This window comes from Streptomyces sp. NPDC029292 (assembly GCF_055569295.1).
Genome location: NZ_JBVHXR010000006.1, coordinates 344875 through 360112 on the forward strand (window position 1 = coordinate 344875; position 15238 = coordinate 360112).

The window sequence follows — 15238 nt, forward strand, 5'->3', positions numbered from 1 at the left end:
CCTTACGCCTGGGGAGGACGGCCGAACTGGTCCGGGACCGCGACCCCGAAGTACGCCGGGCGGTGCCTACGGCGCTCGTGCGGTTCCTCGACGAACCGGCGTGTGTGCTTGGCCTGTTGAGGCAGCGACTCGACGACGAGCAGGAGCGCCGCGTCCGGCTGGCGCTGGCCGAGGGCCTCGGGCTGTTCGCGTGGCTGCGTGCCGAGTCCTCCGCTCCGGCGGTGGACTGTCTGGTGGCGCTCTGCGTCGCGCCGCACGATCCCGGGCTGCGGCTCGCCGCGCTCGGTCAACTCGCCGGCTGCGCGCCGGATCGCCTGCCCGCCGACCTCGTGCCCACCGTCATCGCCCTGCTCCGGGCCAGATCGCAGCGCCGCCCGGAGCCCGCCGAGCCCGAACGGCCCGACACCGACACACTCATTGGCCATCTGTGGCGTCTTCGGCCCGCGGACGAGGAGGGCTCCCACCTTCTGCGTACGCTCCACTCGGCCCTCGACGGCCGCACCGCCGACCGGATCGCCCTGCTCAAAGGGCAGTTGACCAGCGAGAACCCGGCCGACCGGAGCAATGCTGTGTGGATGTCCGCGGGGCTGCTGCGCGAATGGCGCGCGCCGTACGAGGAGCGTTGCGCCCGCGGGCTGCGCCGGGCACGGACCACCGGCCCTGCCATGGGTCCGGTCGGCCCGTCCATGGGTCCGGTCGGCCCCGGGACAGGCCCAGGCCCCAGCCAAACACCCAGACACCCCCGACGACCCGGTCAGCTCGTCATCCGTCCCCACAGCGGACCGATCCGCTCCCACTCCGCGTCCCACTGCCCCATGCGCCGCCGTTCCAGACAGCCACAGAGGAGGCGTCCGCAGACGAAGGGCACGCCCGCCACGCTCACGCCGGCGAGGACTCCCACCATGGAGGCCCGCAGCTCGGCCTGGGACGCGGTGGCGGGTTTGGTGACGAGGTGGCCGTCGAGATCCGTCCAGACGGTGACCCGGGTGCCCGCGCCGGTGCCCCCGAACACCCGTGCTTGTCCCGTGCGCGCAGAGCCGTCCGCCGCGGTCCAGCGCACCTTCGCCCACACCAGGTCGGTGCCGGTTTCCGTCGCGCTCGCATCCGGCGCGTTCTCGCTGAGGACCGCCGGGACGGAGTGCCACTCGGCGCGCTGCCGGGCGAGACCGTGCTCCACGGACTGGGTCGCCGCCAGACCTGTGAGTACCCCGCCGAGCACGGTGAGTAGCCAGGCGACGAGCATGATCCAGGCCTCCAGGGCATCACTGCGACGCCGTAGCGGGTTGCGCCGCCATCGCCACAGCCACACCTTTGGACCACGGAATGCCGCCATCAATGGCATCCTCCTCCACAACCGCACGGACGTGCCACTTCTCCCTCCCATACGCGATCGGTCCCCCCGATGCTCAGACCGCGGCCATCGACTCATGGGTCCCAGGTCTTCCGGCATCCCTCGGCCGCATTCGACGGGGGCCGCCAAGAAATCCCGCCAAGCACCGAAAACACCGCTCTGACCTGCGGAAATACCGTGTCCAGGGGTGACTGTCAGTGCCGGGGTGCAGACTGGCCGGTGTCTGAGACAACGACGTCGCGGAGGTGGTCGGCATGGCCGACGTACTGCTCACCGTGGGCACTCGCAAGGGGCTCTTCATCGGGCGACGGCGCGGTGGCGCCTGGGAGTTCGACGAGAGTCCGTACTTCAACGCGCAGGCCGTGTACTCGGTCGCGATCGACACCCGGGGTATGACGCCAAGGCTGCTGGCCGGAGGGGACAGCGCGCACTGGGGCCCGTCCGTCTTCCACTCCGACGACCTGGGCCGGACATGGACCGAACCGGCTCAGCCCGCCGTCAAGTTCCCCAAGGACACGGGCGCTTCGCTGGAGCGGGTGTGGCAGCTGCACCCGGCGGCGGCAGAGCCGGACGTGGTGTATGCGGGCACGGAGCCGGCCGCGCTGTACCGCTCGGCGGACCGGGGCGAGTCCTTCGAGCTGGTACGCCCGCTCTGGGAGCACCCCACGCGGTCGAAGTGGGTGCCGGGCGGCGGCGGGGAAGGACTGCACACCGTCCTCACCGACAAGCGTGATCCCAGCGCCGTGACGGTCGCCGTCTCCACGGCCGGGGTGTTCCGCACACACGACGGCGGTGCGAGCTGGGCGCCGTCCAACTCCGGTGTCTCCGCGGTGTTCCTGCCGGATCCGAACCCGGAGTTCGGCCAGTGCGTGCACAAGATCGCGCAGGACGCGGCGACTCCGGACCGGCTGTATCTGCAGAACCACTGGGGTGTGTACCGCAGCGACGACGCGGGCGGGCACTGGACGGACATCGGCAAGGGCCTGCCGTCCACGTTCGGTTTCGCCGCGGCCACGCATCCGCACCGCGGCGACACGGCGTACGTCTTCCCGATCAACGCCGACGCGGACCGGGTCCCGGCAGGGCGCCGATGTCGCGTCTTCCGCACGGCGGACGCGGGCAAGAGCTGGGAGCCGCTGACGGCCGGGCTGCCCGCCGAGGACCACTACGGCACGGTGCTGCGCGACGCGCTGTGCACGGACGGCGCGGACCCGGCGGGCGTCTACTTCGGCAACCGCAACGGCGAGGTGTACGCATCGGCCGACGACGGTGACAACTGGCGGCAGTTGACCTCGCATCTGCCGGACGTACTGTGCGTACGCGCCGCCGTCGTGGGCTGAGGGCGTCCCGGAGTCACCCCGTTCGTCAACCCGGCGGTCAACACCGGTCGCCCTTCGGCCACCGGTTGATCTCCGTCGCGTGTACGGCAGTAGGGTGACGCCCGTGGCACCACGACCGTTGCATGAAATCGTCGAACCGGGCTGGGCGAAAGCCCTGGAACCCGTGGCCGGACGGATCGCCGAGATGGGCGACTTCCTGCGCGCGGAGATCGCCGCGGGACGCACCTATCTCCCGGCGGGGGCGAATGTCCTGCGCGCCTTCCAGCAGCCCTTCGACGAGGTACGCGTCCTCGTCGTCGGGCAGGACCCGTATCCGACACCGGGGCACGCGGTGGGGCTGTCGTTCTCGGTGGCGCCGGACGTACGTCCGCTGCCCGGCAGCCTGATCAACATCTTCCGGGAACTCAACACCGACCTGGGCCTGCCCCAGCCGTCCAACGGCGACCTGACGCCCTGGACACAGCAGGGCGTGCTGTTGCTCAACAGGGCGCTCACCACGGCTCCGCGCAGTCCCGCGGCGCATCGCGGCAAGGGCTGGGAGGAGGTCACCGAGCAGGCGATACGGTCGCTGGCGGCGCGCGGGCGCCCGCTGGTGTCCATCCTGTGGGGCCGTGACGCCCGCAACCTGCGTCCCCTCCTCGGCGACCTGCCCTCGGTGGAATCCGCCCACCCCTCCCCCATGTCGGCGGACCGCGGCTTCTTCGGCTCCCGCCCCTTCAGCCGCGCCAACGACCTGCTGGCCAGGCAGGGAGCCCAGCCCGTGGACTGGCGTCTGCCGTGACACCCGGCGGCGCGCTGCCGGGTGTGCTGGCCGTGGATTCGGGGGGCTCGGGCCTGCGCGCGGTGCTCGCCGTGCGCAGGGAGGTCCGCGGCGTTCCGCTGACGTCGAAGGAACCGGTACGCACGGGCCCGCGCGGTATCGACGCCGGACATCTGCTGGAGCAACTGCTGCCGATGGCACGGCAGTTGATGGCCGGAGCGGGGGTCGGCGAGCTCGCGGCCGTCGCCGTCGGGGCAGCGGGCCTGGCCACCCTCGGCGACGCGCTGCGCGCCGAGCTGCCCTCGGCGCTGGAGCATGAACTCGGCGTGCGGCGGCTCGCGTTGGTCGCCGACGCCGTCACCGCGTACACGGGTGCGCTCGGTCAGCGACCGGGCGCGGTGATCGCGGCGGGCACCGGCATGATCGCGGTCGGGACCGACCTGACGCGCTGGCGCCGGGCCGACGGATGGGGCCATCTACTCGGCGACTGCGGTGGCGGAGCGTGGATCGGCCGTGCCGGGCTGGAGGCGGCCGTACGGGCCTTCGACGGGCGCCGCGGCGGGTCGGCGGCGCTGCTGACGCGCGCCGAGGAGATGTTCGGCCCGATAGCGGGGCTGCCGGGCAAGCTGTACCCGCGCGCCGACCGGCCGGCCGTCCTCGCCTCGTTCGCCCCCGAAGTGGCCGCGTGCGCCGGGAGTGACCCGGTGGCGGCGGGCGTGCTGCGGGCGGCCGCCCGGCACATGGCCGAGTCAGCGGCCGCCGTCTGCCCGGACACCGGCGAGGCCCAGGTCGCCGTCACCGGTGGCCTGTTCAAGATGGGCGACCCCCTCCTCGTACCGCTGCGTGAGGAGCTGGCCCGGCAACTGCCGTACGCCCGGCAGGTACCGGCCGCGGGAGATCCGCTGGACGGTGCCCTGCGCATCGCCGTCGACCTGGCGGACGACCGCCTCGCGCTCCCTCGCGACGAGCGGATGCTGCACGTGGTGACCGAGTAGCCAAACCCGAAATGGGGGATTGATCCACCTTATCGGATAAGTGAAGTTGACGCTCAGCCCGGGTGCCGTCGCGCGTCACAGGGCAGGCAAGTGGTTGGTACCGATCACTTCCGATCCGTACGTAACTCATCAGACAAAAGTGGACGGATACCGCTCACCTGCACCCTCCCCGAACAGGGGAGCCCAACAAGCCAGTAACATGCGGCGCCATGAGCTCCTCCACTGGGCCCGCGTCCGGCCTGCCAGTACGAATGCCGCGACCCCGCCAGCCCGGGCGGCACCGCCGTCCGGAACCCCTGGCGGCTCCCGAGGGCGCGCCCGCGCTCGTCCTCGCGGTGCCGGGCACCCCCAGCGCGGCCACGCGCAGCCTCACCGAGGAGGTCGTGAGCATCGCGCGCTCCGAGCTCCCCGGCCTCGACGCCCGGATCGGGTACCTCGACGGGGACGACGCCGAATTCCCCACGCTGCAGTCCGTGCTGGCCCGCGCCGCCGAGGAGCGTGCCGCTCGCTTCGAGCAGGCCCGCGCCGCCGGTGCGGACGTGGCTGAGCCCGACGGCCCCGTCGCCGTCGTGGTGCCGCTGCTCGCCGGGCCGGACAACGCGCTGCTGCGCCGGGTCCGCCAGGCCGTCATGGACAGCCGTGTAGCTGCCGATCTGACCGATGTGCTCGGCCCGCACCCGCTGCTCGCCGAAGCACTGCACGTGCGCCTGTCCGAGGCGGGTCTGGCACGTGCCGACCGCGCCCGGCTGTTCACCGTGGCGACCGCCGCGGACGGCATCATCCTCGCCTCCGTGGGCGGCGAGGAGGCCGTGCAGGCGGCCGGGATCACCGGCATGCTGCTCGCCGCGCGGCTCGCCGTGCCGGTGATGGCTGCGGCGCTCGACGAGGAGGGCGCGATCGCGGCCACCGCCGAGCAGCTGCGCGGCTCGGGCTCCCAGCAGCTCGCGCTCGCGCCGTACCTGATCGGTCCGGAGCTCGACGCGGGTCTGCTCGACGCGGCCGCCAAGGAGGCGGGCTGCGCCGCCGCCGAGGCGCTCGGCCCGTACCCGGCGATCGGCAAGCTCGCGCTGGCCAAGTACACGACGGCGCTGGGCATCGCCCCGCAGCAGCCGCAGGGCGCGCCGGTCCTCTGAGCCGCCCGGCACACCAGTACGAAAAAGGGCCCGCTCCTCTCGCAGGAGCGGGCCCTCTGCCATGCGCGCGACGGCGAGGTCAGCGGGCGGAGGTCAACGGCCGGAGGTCAAAGGTCAGCGGTCAGGGGGCAACGGTCAGGTGTCAGGGGTCAACCCTCAGCCGAAGACCACGCAGGACGCCGCCGGAGCCTCGACCGAGCCGCCGCGGCGCGGCACACCCGTGTCCGGGTCGACCGCGAACCAGGTCACGTCGCCGGAGCGCTCGTTGGCCGCGTACAGGAAGCGCCCCGAGGGGTCGATGGCCAGCGCACGCGGCCAGGTGCCTCCACAGGGCACCGTGGCGACCAGCCGCAGCCCCTCGCCCACCGCGTCGGGCGTGAGCACGGAGACGACGTCCTGGCCGCGTGTGGCGGTCCATACGAAGCGGCCGTCGGGCGACACGACGATGCCCGAGGGGTACGCGTCACCGTCCGGGACGCCGGACAGCACCGGCGTCTCACCGACGGGCCGCAGCGAGCCCTCGGCGGCGTCCCAGCGGCAGACGGTGACGGTGGGCGCGAGTTCGTTGAGCACGTACGCGTGTTCGCCGCGCGGGTGGAAGACGAGGTGGCGGGGCCCGGAGCCGGGGCGCAGCGCGATCTCGCGGTGCAGCGTGAGCGTTCCGCCGTCCAGCGCGCACACCCGTACGGAGTCGGTGCCGAGATCGACGCTCACCGCCCAGCGGCCGCTCGGGTCGGGCTGCACCTGGTGGGCGTGCGGCCCCTGCTGACGCCGGGTGTGCGGGCCCGAGCCGGTGTGCTGGAGCACACTGGAGACGGCGCCCGCGAGACCTCCGTCGGCGCGTACGGGCACGGCGGTGACGCTGCCGGAGCCGTAGTTGGCGGTCAGCACATGTCCGGCGAACACGCTGAGGTGCGTGGGACCGCTGCCGCCGACCGCCACGGGCGGCGCCGTCAGCTCCGGCTTGTCGCCGCGCACGCGGTACGCGGCCACCGCGCCGTCGGCCGTCTCACTGACCGCGTACAGCACGTCCCGGGCGGGCGACAGGGCGAGGTACGACGGATCGGGGACGCCGTCGACCGCGCTCAGGACGGTCAGCGCGCCGCTGGCCGAGTCCACGGCCGCGGTCAGGACACCCAGGCCTCCCGCCGCCGTGAACGAGCCGATGAACGCCCGCTGTTGCCGCCTGCCGCCGTCTGCCACTGCTGTCTCCTCTCGGTCCCGCGTCGTCCGTGGCGACGGTAGCAGCCGAAGATCGGCGGTCTAGACCAGGAAGGCGCCGCGTGCCCGTTCGTGGGCCTCCGGGTGGTGGACGTACGCGGGACGCCGCTCCACGGCCTCGTACGTGCGGTGGAAGACGGGCGTGGCGCTGCCGGAGATGGGCGGCACGATCCACGACCAGTCCGCGCCCACCGGGCGGCCCTTGCGCTCCTCGCGGCCGAGGTGGGTGAGGAAGCGCCGGGACTCGGTGTGGTGGTCGGTGACCGTGACACCCGCGCGGTCGAAGGAGTGCAGGACGGAGCGGTTGAGTTCGACGAGCGCGCGGTCCTTCCACAGGGAGCGGTCGGTGCGGGTGTCGAGGCCGAGGCGCTCGGCGATGTGCGGCAGGAGGTCGTAGCGGTCGGTGTCGGCGAGGTTGCGGGCGCCGATCTCCGTGCCCATGTACCAGCCGTTGAAGGGCGCGGCCGGGTAGCAGATGCCGCCGATCTCCAGGCACATGTTGGCGAGCGCGGGGACGGCGTGCCAGCGCAGTCCGAGCGCGCGCCACCAGGTGTACTCCGGGTGCGCGAGCTCTACTTCGAGCACCGCGTCCTGGGGCAGCGCGAACCAGCGGGGCTTGTCGTGGGCGCCCTGGATCACCAGCGGCAGCACGTCGAAGGGAGTGCTGGGGCCGCCGGGCCAGCCGAGTCGCCGGGCGAACGCGGTCAGGCCCGCGTTGCGCGGATCGCCGGTCACACCGCCGTCGGGGCGTGCGTAACCCGCGTACCGGATGAGCTGTTCGTTCCAGATCCGCGGGCCGGGACGTCCCGGCCCGTCGGGCGCGAAGACCGTGATGAGCGCCCGGATCCGGCCATCGCGGGTCGCCTCCCGCAGATGGTCCGCCGACGCCTCGGCGACGTCCTCCGCGTCCCGCACGTCCCTGCGGTCACGTACGCACAGGGAGTGCCAGTAGAGCCGCCCGATGCACCGGTTGGCGTTGCGCCACGCGACACGTGCGCCGAAGACGAGTTCCTCTGTGGTGTGGCGGTACGTCCCGGTGTCCGCGATCTCCGCGCGCGCGGCGGCGATGCGTCGGGCCGGGTCACCGAGGCGTTCCTCGGTGTGGTGCAGGGTGAGGAACTCGGCTGCTGCGCGGAGGCGTTCGTACGGTGCGGGCTCGTCGCCCGGCGGGACCACCTCCTGATCGGCGAGGGCGCCGCTGTCGAGACCACCGGAATTCCGCGGTCCCCTGACGCCCGGGGTACATGCACCGGAGCCACCGCCGACCTGCGCGTACGGCGCGTACGGGGCCGTACCGTCCCGCAAGCGGCCGGCCGGAACCCGGTCCAGCCAGCCGCCCGGCCCGCCGGCGGGCGGCGCCGGGCATCCCTCGCTCCCGTCGTCGGCGAAGCGTTCTCCGTGTCCGGTTCTGCGAGGGAAGTCCCGCATGGCGCCACCCCCAAGAGGCTCCGCCCGCGGGCCGCTCCCGCACGGTCCGCGGGTTCCGTGCGTCTGATAGCCGCGGGGTTACCCGGCCGCTGCGGTGATCCACCCTCTAGATGGCCGGTGAAAGTGCCTCAGTCCGGGGCTCGGTGTCCACACGGCCTGGTGGCCGCGTCCTGGTGCCGGACGCTCATGAGCCGCTGTCAGGCGCTCATGAGCTGCGCGCGGCGCAGGGGCGTGGCGAGCGCGACGAGCGCGTGCTCCAGGCCATGGAGGTGGGCGAGTGCCTGCTCGGCGCCCGGGTGGTGGCCAGGGGCGCCCCGGTGGGCCGTCAGAGCGCGTTCCGGCACGGCGCCGACCAGGGTCTCGACCGCCGTCTCCACGCGTCGGCACGCGGCCGTGAGGCGCGCGTCGTGCGAGGCGTCCGGGTCGGCGGCGACGGCCGCGAGGCCGCGTACCTCGCGGGCGCAGTCGTCGAGCAGGGCGAGTACCTGGCGGGCGCGGGCCTTGCGCGCTCGCGCCGGGTTGAGGGGGTGCACGAGGGGCGCGAGCGCCATCCGTACGCGCCCCAGAAGTGCTTCGAGCTCCGCCGCGCGCGGCGCTGGGTCGGCAGAGGCGTCGCCCGCGAGGCGCCCGGCCGCCGCCGCGGTGCAGCCGTGCACCGCGTGCAGTGCCCGCTCGACCCAGCGGTCGGTGACCGCGTGCGTGGTGATCGGCAGGATCAGCGCGACGGCCAGCGCGGATCCGAGCGCTCCGACGCCGGTCTCGGCGAGACGGAGGCCGAGCAGCCCGGGGTGCAGCACGCCGAGCAGCCCGTACAGCAGGCCCGCCATGACGGTGACGAAGAACATCATCCAGCTGTATGACGGCGCGGCCGTGTAGAAGATCCCGAAGACGCAGACCGCGACGAGCGCGGCCGTGGGCACCGGGGCGCCGTGCAGCGGTACGGCGATCAGGAGCCCGGCCACGATGCCGGTGACCGTGCCGACGACGCGCCGGAATCCGCGGATGAGCGTCTCCCCGCGCGAGGCCGTGTTGACGAAGATCCACCAGGCGGTGCCGACGGCCCAGTACCAGCGGTCGTGCGAGAGCCACTGGCCCGCGGAGAGGGCGAAGGCGCAGGCGGCCGTCGCCTGGAAGGCCTGGCGCGTGGCGGGGCGCGCGAGCCCGCGTCCGTCCAAAGGCGCCGGCGCGGAGGGCAGCGGAGTGCGCCGCTCGATGCACCACGCGCCGAAGCGCGCCACCGAGGACGCCCCCACGGACAGCGCGACGGCCGCGTACAGCTGTGGGAGCTGGCCGGGGACGGCGTGCAGGAACTGCGTGGTGAAGAACATCATGAACGCGAAGATGCCGAGCGCGTGGCCGCGCGGGCCCCAGCGGCGAGCGTAGACACCGCAGAAGATCACCGCGAGCCAGGACGCGTCGCGCAGCGTCGGCATCTCGTGCAGGGCGGTCGCGAGCGCGAGCACCGGGAAGCCGACCACCGGCAGCAGGGCGGTCGTGAACGCCTGGCCGCGCACGGTCGGGTCGCCGACCGTGAACAGCGCGAGAAGGGCCGCGAGCCCGCCCGTGATGGAGGCGGGCAGCGAGAGCCCGGCCAGCTCGGACAGCGACACCGCGAGGCCGATGCCGAGCACCGCCCGCAGCGAGACCCGCAGCCGGAACAGTTCCGGATCCGGAGCCATGAACATCTTCTTCACCGTCGGCGGCCCGCCCCCACATCGCTTCAGCATCGACACATGCGAAAGGCGCCGCGGGTCCGGTACGGCGCCCTTGCCGTCCGGCGCTGCGCAGCGCCATCAATACAGACAAGGTATGCAACAGCCAGGAACTGGCTCAACAGGCTCAGTTCTGGCTGCGCCATTGGTACAGTCGGTGGTGATCACCTCAGGCGGCAAGGAGGCCAACGGACCATGGCCGTGGACGAACTCGACACCCGCATCCTGCGACTGCTGCTTGAGCAGCCGCGCACCAGCGTGCGCGAGTACGCCCGCATTCTCAGTGTCGCCCGCGGCACGCTGCAGGCCCGCCTCGACCGGCTGGAGCGGGACGGAGTGATCACCGGGACGGCCCCGTCCCTGTCCCCCGCGGCCCTCGGCCATCCCGTCCTCGCGTTCGTGCACATCGAGGTCACCCAGGGCCACCTCGACGACGTGGGCGACGCGCTCGCCGCCGTACCGGAGATCATCGAGGCGTTCTCGATCACCGGCGGCGGCGATCTGCTGACCCGCGTCGTGGCGCGCGACAACGCGCACCTGGAGGACGTGATCCAAGCGCTGATCAGCCTGCCCGGCGTCGTCCGCACCCGCACCGAGGTGGCGCTGCGCGAGCGCGTCCCGCAGCGGCTGCTGCCACTGGTGGAGTCGATCGGGCGCGCCGCGAGGGGGTGACCGGCGTCGCTGCGAGAACGCGAGGAGGTGACCGACGTCCGCGCGAAGAGCCGGCCTGCGTCGCCGCGAAGAGCCGACCGGTGTCCCGGCACGGAGTTGATCATTGGCATCCTGGACCCCATGAGCACTCTCGGCAGCACTTCGGTCATCTTCGATCTCGACGGAACGCTCGTGGACAGCGAGCCGAACTACTTCGAGGCGGGGCGGCAGACGCTCGCCGAGCAGGGCATCATCGACTTCACCTGGGCCGACCACGAGCAGTACGTCGGCATCAGCACCCAGGAGACGCTCGCGCTCTGGAAGGAGCGCTATGGCTTGACGGCCCCGCTCGACACGCTGCTCGCCGACAAGAACCGCCGCTATCTGGAGCTGGCCCGCGCCACCACGCGCGTGTACCCGGAGATGCGGAAGTTCGTGGAGCTGCTGGCCGCCGAGGGCGTCCCGATGGCCGTGGCCTCGGGTTCCTCGCCGGAGGCCATCGAGGCGATCCTGGCGGGATCGGGCCTGGCCGCCCACCTGACGACCGTCGTCTCGGCCGACGAGGTCGCGCACGGCAAGCCCGCGCCGGACGTCTTCCTGGAAGCGGCGCGCCGTCTGAGTGCCGCCCCGGTGGACTGTGTGGTCCTGGAGGACGCCGCTCCTGGTGCCGCCGCCGCGCACGCGGCCGGGATGCGCTGCATCGCCGTCCCGTACGTCGCCGCGCAGGCCGACGACCCGGCGTTCGCGACGGCCGGGCTGCTGCTGCGGGGCGGTCAGGCCGACTTCACGGCGCAGGCCGCGTACGACTGGCTGACGGACTCGGCTCCGGCTTTCTGACCTCTTGGCCTCCGGACCTCGTGACCTCTTGACTCCCGACCTCCGGACCTCGTGACCCCCTGACCTCGTGACCCCTGCCCCTGACCTCCTGAGCTCAGCCCCGGCTGCCGATTGACGTTGACGTCGGCATCACTGAGCATGGCGAGGCCGACCGCGGCTTCTCGGAGGGGCTCATGGGTTCTGCCGCCGTACTCGTCGCCAACCGCGGGGAGATCGCCGTACGCGTCCTGCGCGCGGCCTCCGAACTCGGGCTGCGCACGGTCGCGGTGTACGCGGAGGGCGACGATCTGCACGCCCGGCGGGCCGACGAGAGCGTGCCACTGAAGAGCTACCTCGACGGGGACGCGCTCGTGGCCGCCGCACGGAGCACCGACTGCGCCTTCCTCCATCCCGGCTACGGCTTCGTCAGCGAGAGCGCGGAGTTCGCCCGGCGCTGCGCCGCCGAGGGGATCGGATTCGTGGGCCCCTCCCCCGAAGTCCTCGACCTCTTCGGCGACAAGGCACGCGCGCGTGCCTTCGCTTCCGCACTCGGGGTGCCGGTGCTGCCCGGGGGCGGCACGACCGTGGCGGAGGCGCGGGAGTTCCTGCGCGACGGGCCGGTGATGATCAAGGCGGTCGGCGGGGGCGGCGGGCGTGGGATGCGGGTGGTACGCACGGCCGGGGAGCTGGCCGAGGCCTGGGAGCGCTGTCGCTCGGAGGCTCAACAGGGTTTCGACCGCGGCGAGTTGTATGTGGAGCGCCTACGGGAGGGCGCCCGGCACATCGAGGTGCAGATCGTCGGCGACGCGACCGGTGCCGTCACCCATCTGTGGGAGCGGGACTGCAGCGCCCAGCGCCGCCACCAGAAACTCGTCGAGATCGCCCCGGCTCCCGAACTGGCGGACTCCGTGAGGGAGAAGCTGCTGTCCAGTGCCCTGCGGATGGCGGGCGCGACGCGCTACACAGGGCTCGGCACCTTCGAATTCCTCGTCCGTGGCGAGGAGTTCCACTTCATCGAGGCCAATCCGCGACTTCAGGTGGAGCACACGGTCACCGAGGAGGTGACGGGCGTCGACCTGGTCGCCGTACAACTGCGCCTGGCGGCGGGCGAGTCACTGGAGTCGCTCGGCCTCGCGGGACCGCCCGCGCCGCCGCGCGGCTTTGCCGTGCAGGCGCGGGTCAATGCCGAGGTGACGTCGGCGGACGGGGTGGTCAGGCCGTCGGCGGGGCGGCTGACCCGTTTCGATGTGCCGACGGGACCGGGCGTGCGGGTCGACACGGCCGCACGCGCGGGTGCCGAAGTCGGCGTCCGCTACGACTCGTTGCTCGCCAAGGTGGTGGCCCATGTGCCGCACGGCGGCTGGGAGGCGGCCTGCGCGCGGGCCCGCCGGGCGCTCGGCGAGTTCGTGGTCGAGGGAGTACGGACGGGCATCCCGCTGCTGCGGGCGGTTCTCGCGCAGCCGGATTTCTGGGCGCACACGGGCTTCGTCGAACAGCATCTGGCCGAGCTGCTGCCCGAGGAACCGGCGCCGGAGTCCGTATCCAGGGACGGGGACGGGGACGGGGACGGGACAGCGGGCGCGCCCCTGAGCGGCACGGTCGTCTCGCTCGACGTCGCGCCGGGCGACCGAGTGCGCGCCGGCCAGCAGTTGCTGGTCCTGGAGGCGATGAAGATGGAGCACGTGGTACGGGCTCCGGGCTCCGGAGTGGTCCGCGCTCTGCACGTGCGCGTGGGCGACACGGTCGGCGAGGGCCGTCCGCTGGTGCGGCTGGACGAGGTACGGGACACGGCTGCCGAGGACGGCCCCACCGAGGCGGTGGACCTCGACGCCGTACGGCCCGACCTGGCCGAGGCGCTGCGCCGGCACGCGGTCGGCCTGGACGAGCACCGTCCGCAGGCCGTCGCCAAGCGCCGTGCGATCGGCCGGCGTACGGCACGCGAGAACATCGAGGCGCTGTGCGACGAGGGATCGTTCACCGAGTTCGGTGCCCTGGCGATCGCCGCGCAGCGGCGCCGGCGGTCCCTGGAGGAGCTGATCCGCACCACTCCGGCCGACGGGCTGGTCAGCGGCACGGGGCGGGTCAACGGGGCGCCGTGCGTGGCGATGTCGTACGACTACACGGTCCTCGCCGGTACGCAGGGGCTGCAGAACCATCGCAAGGCCGACCGGATGCTCCAGCTCGCGGAGGATCGACGGCTACCGGTGGTGCTGTTCGCGGAGGGCGGCGGGGGCCGCCCGGGTGACACGGACACCACGTCCGTCGCCGGGCTGGACGTGACCACGTTCCACCAGATGGGCCGGCTGAGCGGTCTGGTCCCGCTGGTCGGCATCGCTTCGGGACGCTGCTTCGCGGGCAACGCCGCCCTGCTCGGCTGCTGCGACGTCGTCATCGCCACGCCCGATGCCACGATCGGCATGGGCGGCCCGGCGATGATCGAGGGCGGCGGGCTCGGCGTGTTCCGTCCCGAGGAGGTCGGGCCGGTGTCGGTCCAGGTCCCGAACGGGGTCGTGGACATCGCGGTCGCCGACGAGGCGGAGGCGGTGACAGTGGCGCGCCGCTATCTCTCGTACTTCCAGGGAACACAGGGCAGTTGGGAGGCACCGGACCGGCGGCTGCTGCGCCATGTCGTCCCGGAGAACCGCAGGCGTGCCTATGACATGCGCGCGGCCGTCGAGGCGCTGGCGGACACGGGCTCGGTGCTGGAGCTCCGACAGGCGTTCGGCGTGGGCGTGTTGACGTGTCTGGCGCGGATCGAGGGCCGCCCGATGGGCCTGGTCGCGAACAACCCGGCCCACCTCGGCGGGGCCGTCGACCGCGACGCCGCGGACAAGACGGCCCGCTTCCTCCAACTCTGCGACGCCTTTGGGCTGCCGGTCGTCTCGCTCTGCGACACACCGGGATTCATGGTGGGTCCGGACGCCGAACGGACGGCGACGGTACGGCACTTCGCCCGCCTCTTCGTGACGGGCGCGAACCTCCGCGTTCCCCTGGTGACCCTGGTGCTCAGGAAGGCGTACGGCCTGGGCGCGATGGCGATGATGGGCGGCTCCACCCGTGCCCCGCTGGCCACCGCCGCCTGGCCCACGGGCGAGTTCGGCGGCATGGGCCTGGAAGGCGCGGTCCGCCTCGGCTACCGCAAGGAACTGGCGGCGATCACGGACCCCGAGGAACGCGAGCGGGCCTTCGAGGCACGCGTGGCCGAGCTGTACGAACACGGGAAGGCCGTCAACGCGGCGGCCGCGTTGGAGATCGACGCGGTGATCGACCCGGCGGAGTCGCGCGCGTGGATCCTCGCGGCGCTGGACGGTCACCAGAGCCGGGCAGAGGAGCGCGGGCACGAGCGGGGGCACGGGTTCATCGACACCTGGTGATCCTCCTGCCGAGGTGCCGCCCGCCGCTCAGGACACCTTGAGCGCGATCTGGGGGCTGAGGAACATCGGAACGAAAACCGGCGCCAAGCCCGTCCGGCCTCTGCGACGGCATGGAAGACCAGATCGGCGCGCTCGGCCTGGTGCTGAACGCGCTGGTGCTGTTCAACACCCGGTACATGGACGCCGCCGTCACCCAGTTCCGCGCCGACGGCTTCGACGTCCGCGACGAGGACGTCGCCCGCCTCTCGCCGTTCGTCCGCCACCACATCAACATGCTCCGCCGGTACTCCTTCCAGCTCCCCGACCTGCCCGGCGGCATGCGGCCCTTGCGTGACAAGGATGCCCCCGAGGGCGAATGAGGGGTGCGGCCCGCGGCTGCGTCGTCGAGGCACTGAACCACGGCCGCCGCCCGGAGCGATCACCGAGCTCGCGGCGCCATCCCAGCAAGGGCACCGAG

11 protein-coding genes and 2 pseudogenes are annotated in these 15238 nt (G+C 72.8%); 9 read left to right on the top strand and 4 right to left on the bottom strand.

Annotated elements, in window-relative coordinates:
• Positions 1–77: 77 nt before the first annotated feature.
• Positions 78–233, top strand: a pseudogene (locus ACZ4WS_RS16825) (hypothetical protein); the annotation flags it as partial.
• 521 nt (positions 234–754) lie between these two features.
• On the opposite strand, the gene ACZ4WS_RS16830 reads toward ACZ4WS_RS16825, so the two are convergent.
• On the bottom strand, positions 755–1333 hold the full coding sequence (locus tag ACZ4WS_RS16830; RefSeq protein ID WP_467981048.1) for an Rv1733c family protein: 579 nt from the start codon (positions 1331–1333) through the stop codon (positions 755–757).
• A 272-nt stretch (positions 1334–1605) separates the two neighbouring features.
• Between ACZ4WS_RS16830 and ACZ4WS_RS16835 the strand changes: the two genes are divergently transcribed.
• The 4 genes from ACZ4WS_RS16835 (at position 1606) to ACZ4WS_RS16850 (ending at position 5579) form a co-directional block, all read left to right on the top strand.
• A complete protein-coding gene (locus tag ACZ4WS_RS16835; protein ID WP_467981049.1) occupies positions 1606–2691 on the top strand; it encodes a WD40/YVTN/BNR-like repeat-containing protein in 1086 nt (361 codons plus the stop codon).
• A gap of 103 nt (positions 2692–2794) precedes the next feature.
• Positions 2795–3472, top strand: coding sequence for a uracil-DNA glycosylase (locus tag ACZ4WS_RS16840; RefSeq protein WP_467981051.1), 678 nt, complete (start codon positions 2795–2797; stop codon positions 3470–3472).
• Positions 3469–4446, top strand: a complete 978-nt coding sequence (locus ACZ4WS_RS16845) for an N-acetylglucosamine kinase (RefSeq protein ID WP_467981053.1) — start codon at positions 3469–3471, stop codon at positions 4444–4446. The genes ACZ4WS_RS16840 and ACZ4WS_RS16845 overlap by 4 nt, the downstream gene beginning before the upstream one ends.
• A gap of 209 nt (positions 4447–4655) precedes the next feature.
• Positions 4656–5579, top strand: a complete 924-nt coding sequence (locus ACZ4WS_RS16850) for a sirohydrochlorin chelatase (protein WP_467981055.1) — start codon at positions 4656–4658, stop codon at positions 5577–5579.
• A gap of 156 nt (positions 5580–5735) precedes the next feature.
• On the opposite strand, the gene ACZ4WS_RS16855 is transcribed toward ACZ4WS_RS16850, so the two are convergent.
• The 3 genes from ACZ4WS_RS16855 to ACZ4WS_RS16865 all read right to left on the bottom strand — a co-directional run bounded on the left by ACZ4WS_RS16855 (position 5736) and on the right by ACZ4WS_RS16865 (position 9913).
• On the bottom strand, positions 5736–6782 hold the full coding sequence (locus tag ACZ4WS_RS16855) for a lactonase family protein (RefSeq protein ID WP_467981057.1): 1047 nt from the start codon (positions 6780–6782) through the stop codon (positions 5736–5738).
• Between the two features lie 60 nt (positions 6783–6842).
• Complete coding sequence (locus ACZ4WS_RS16860) at positions 6843–8228, bottom strand: nitric oxide synthase oxygenase (protein ID WP_467981058.1); 1386 nt, start codon at positions 8226–8228, stop codon at positions 6843–6845.
• Positions 8229–8425: 197 nt separating this feature from the next.
• A complete protein-coding gene (locus tag ACZ4WS_RS16865) occupies positions 8426–9913 on the bottom strand; it encodes an FUSC family protein (protein ID WP_467981115.1) in 1488 nt (495 codons plus the stop codon).
• Positions 9914–10135: 222 nt separating this feature from the next.
• Here ACZ4WS_RS16865 and ACZ4WS_RS16870 point away from each other — a divergent pair, with 222 nt between their 5' ends.
• The 4 genes and pseudogenes from ACZ4WS_RS16870 to ACZ4WS_RS16885 form a co-directional block, all read left to right on the top strand.
• On the top strand, positions 10136–10612 hold the full coding sequence (locus ACZ4WS_RS16870) for an Lrp/AsnC family transcriptional regulator (protein WP_467981059.1): 477 nt from the start codon (positions 10136–10138) through the stop codon (positions 10610–10612).
• Positions 10613–10732: 120 nt separating this feature from the next.
• On the top strand, positions 10733–11428 hold the full coding sequence (locus ACZ4WS_RS16875) for an HAD family hydrolase (protein WP_467981061.1): 696 nt from the start codon (positions 10733–10735) through the stop codon (positions 11426–11428).
• 173 nt (positions 11429–11601) lie between these two features.
• Positions 11602–14781 (top strand): acetyl-CoA carboxylase family protein, encoded by a 3180-nt coding sequence (locus tag ACZ4WS_RS16880; RefSeq protein ID WP_467981063.1) that lies wholly within the window; start codon positions 11602–11604, stop codon positions 14779–14781.
• A 104-nt stretch (positions 14782–14885) separates the two neighbouring features.
• Positions 14886–15140, top strand: a pseudogene (locus ACZ4WS_RS16885) (Tn3 family transposase); the annotation flags it as partial.
• Between the last annotated feature and the right edge of the window lie 98 nt (positions 15141–15238).

Excerpts from the sequence above, each read along its gene's own strand:
- ACZ4WS_RS16880 (WP_467981063.1), top strand. The coding sequence starts at position 11,602 with ATGGGTTCTGCCGCCGTACTCGTCGCCAACCGCGGGGAGATCGCCGTA.
- ACZ4WS_RS16835 (WP_467981049.1), top strand. The coding sequence starts at position 1,606 with ATGGCCGACGTACTGCTCACCGTGGGCACTCGCAAGGGGCTCTTCATC.
- ACZ4WS_RS16850 (WP_467981055.1), top strand. The coding sequence starts at position 4,656 with ATGAGCTCCTCCACTGGGCCCGCGTCCGGCCTGCCAGTACGAATGCCG.
- ACZ4WS_RS16860 (WP_467981058.1), bottom strand. The coding sequence starts at position 8,228 with ATGCGGGACTTCCCTCGCAGAACCGGACACGGAGAACGCTTCGCCGAC.
- ACZ4WS_RS16830 (WP_467981048.1), bottom strand. The coding sequence starts at position 1,333 with ATGGCGGCATTCCGTGGTCCAAAGGTGTGGCTGTGGCGATGGCGGCGC.
- ACZ4WS_RS16870 (WP_467981059.1), top strand. The coding sequence starts at position 10,136 with ATGGCCGTGGACGAACTCGACACCCGCATCCTGCGACTGCTGCTTGAG.
- ACZ4WS_RS16865 (WP_467981115.1), bottom strand. The coding sequence starts at position 9,913 with ATGTTCATGGCTCCGGATCCGGAACTGTTCCGGCTGCGGGTCTCGCTG.
- ACZ4WS_RS16875 (WP_467981061.1), top strand. The coding sequence starts at position 10,733 with ATGAGCACTCTCGGCAGCACTTCGGTCATCTTCGATCTCGACGGAACG.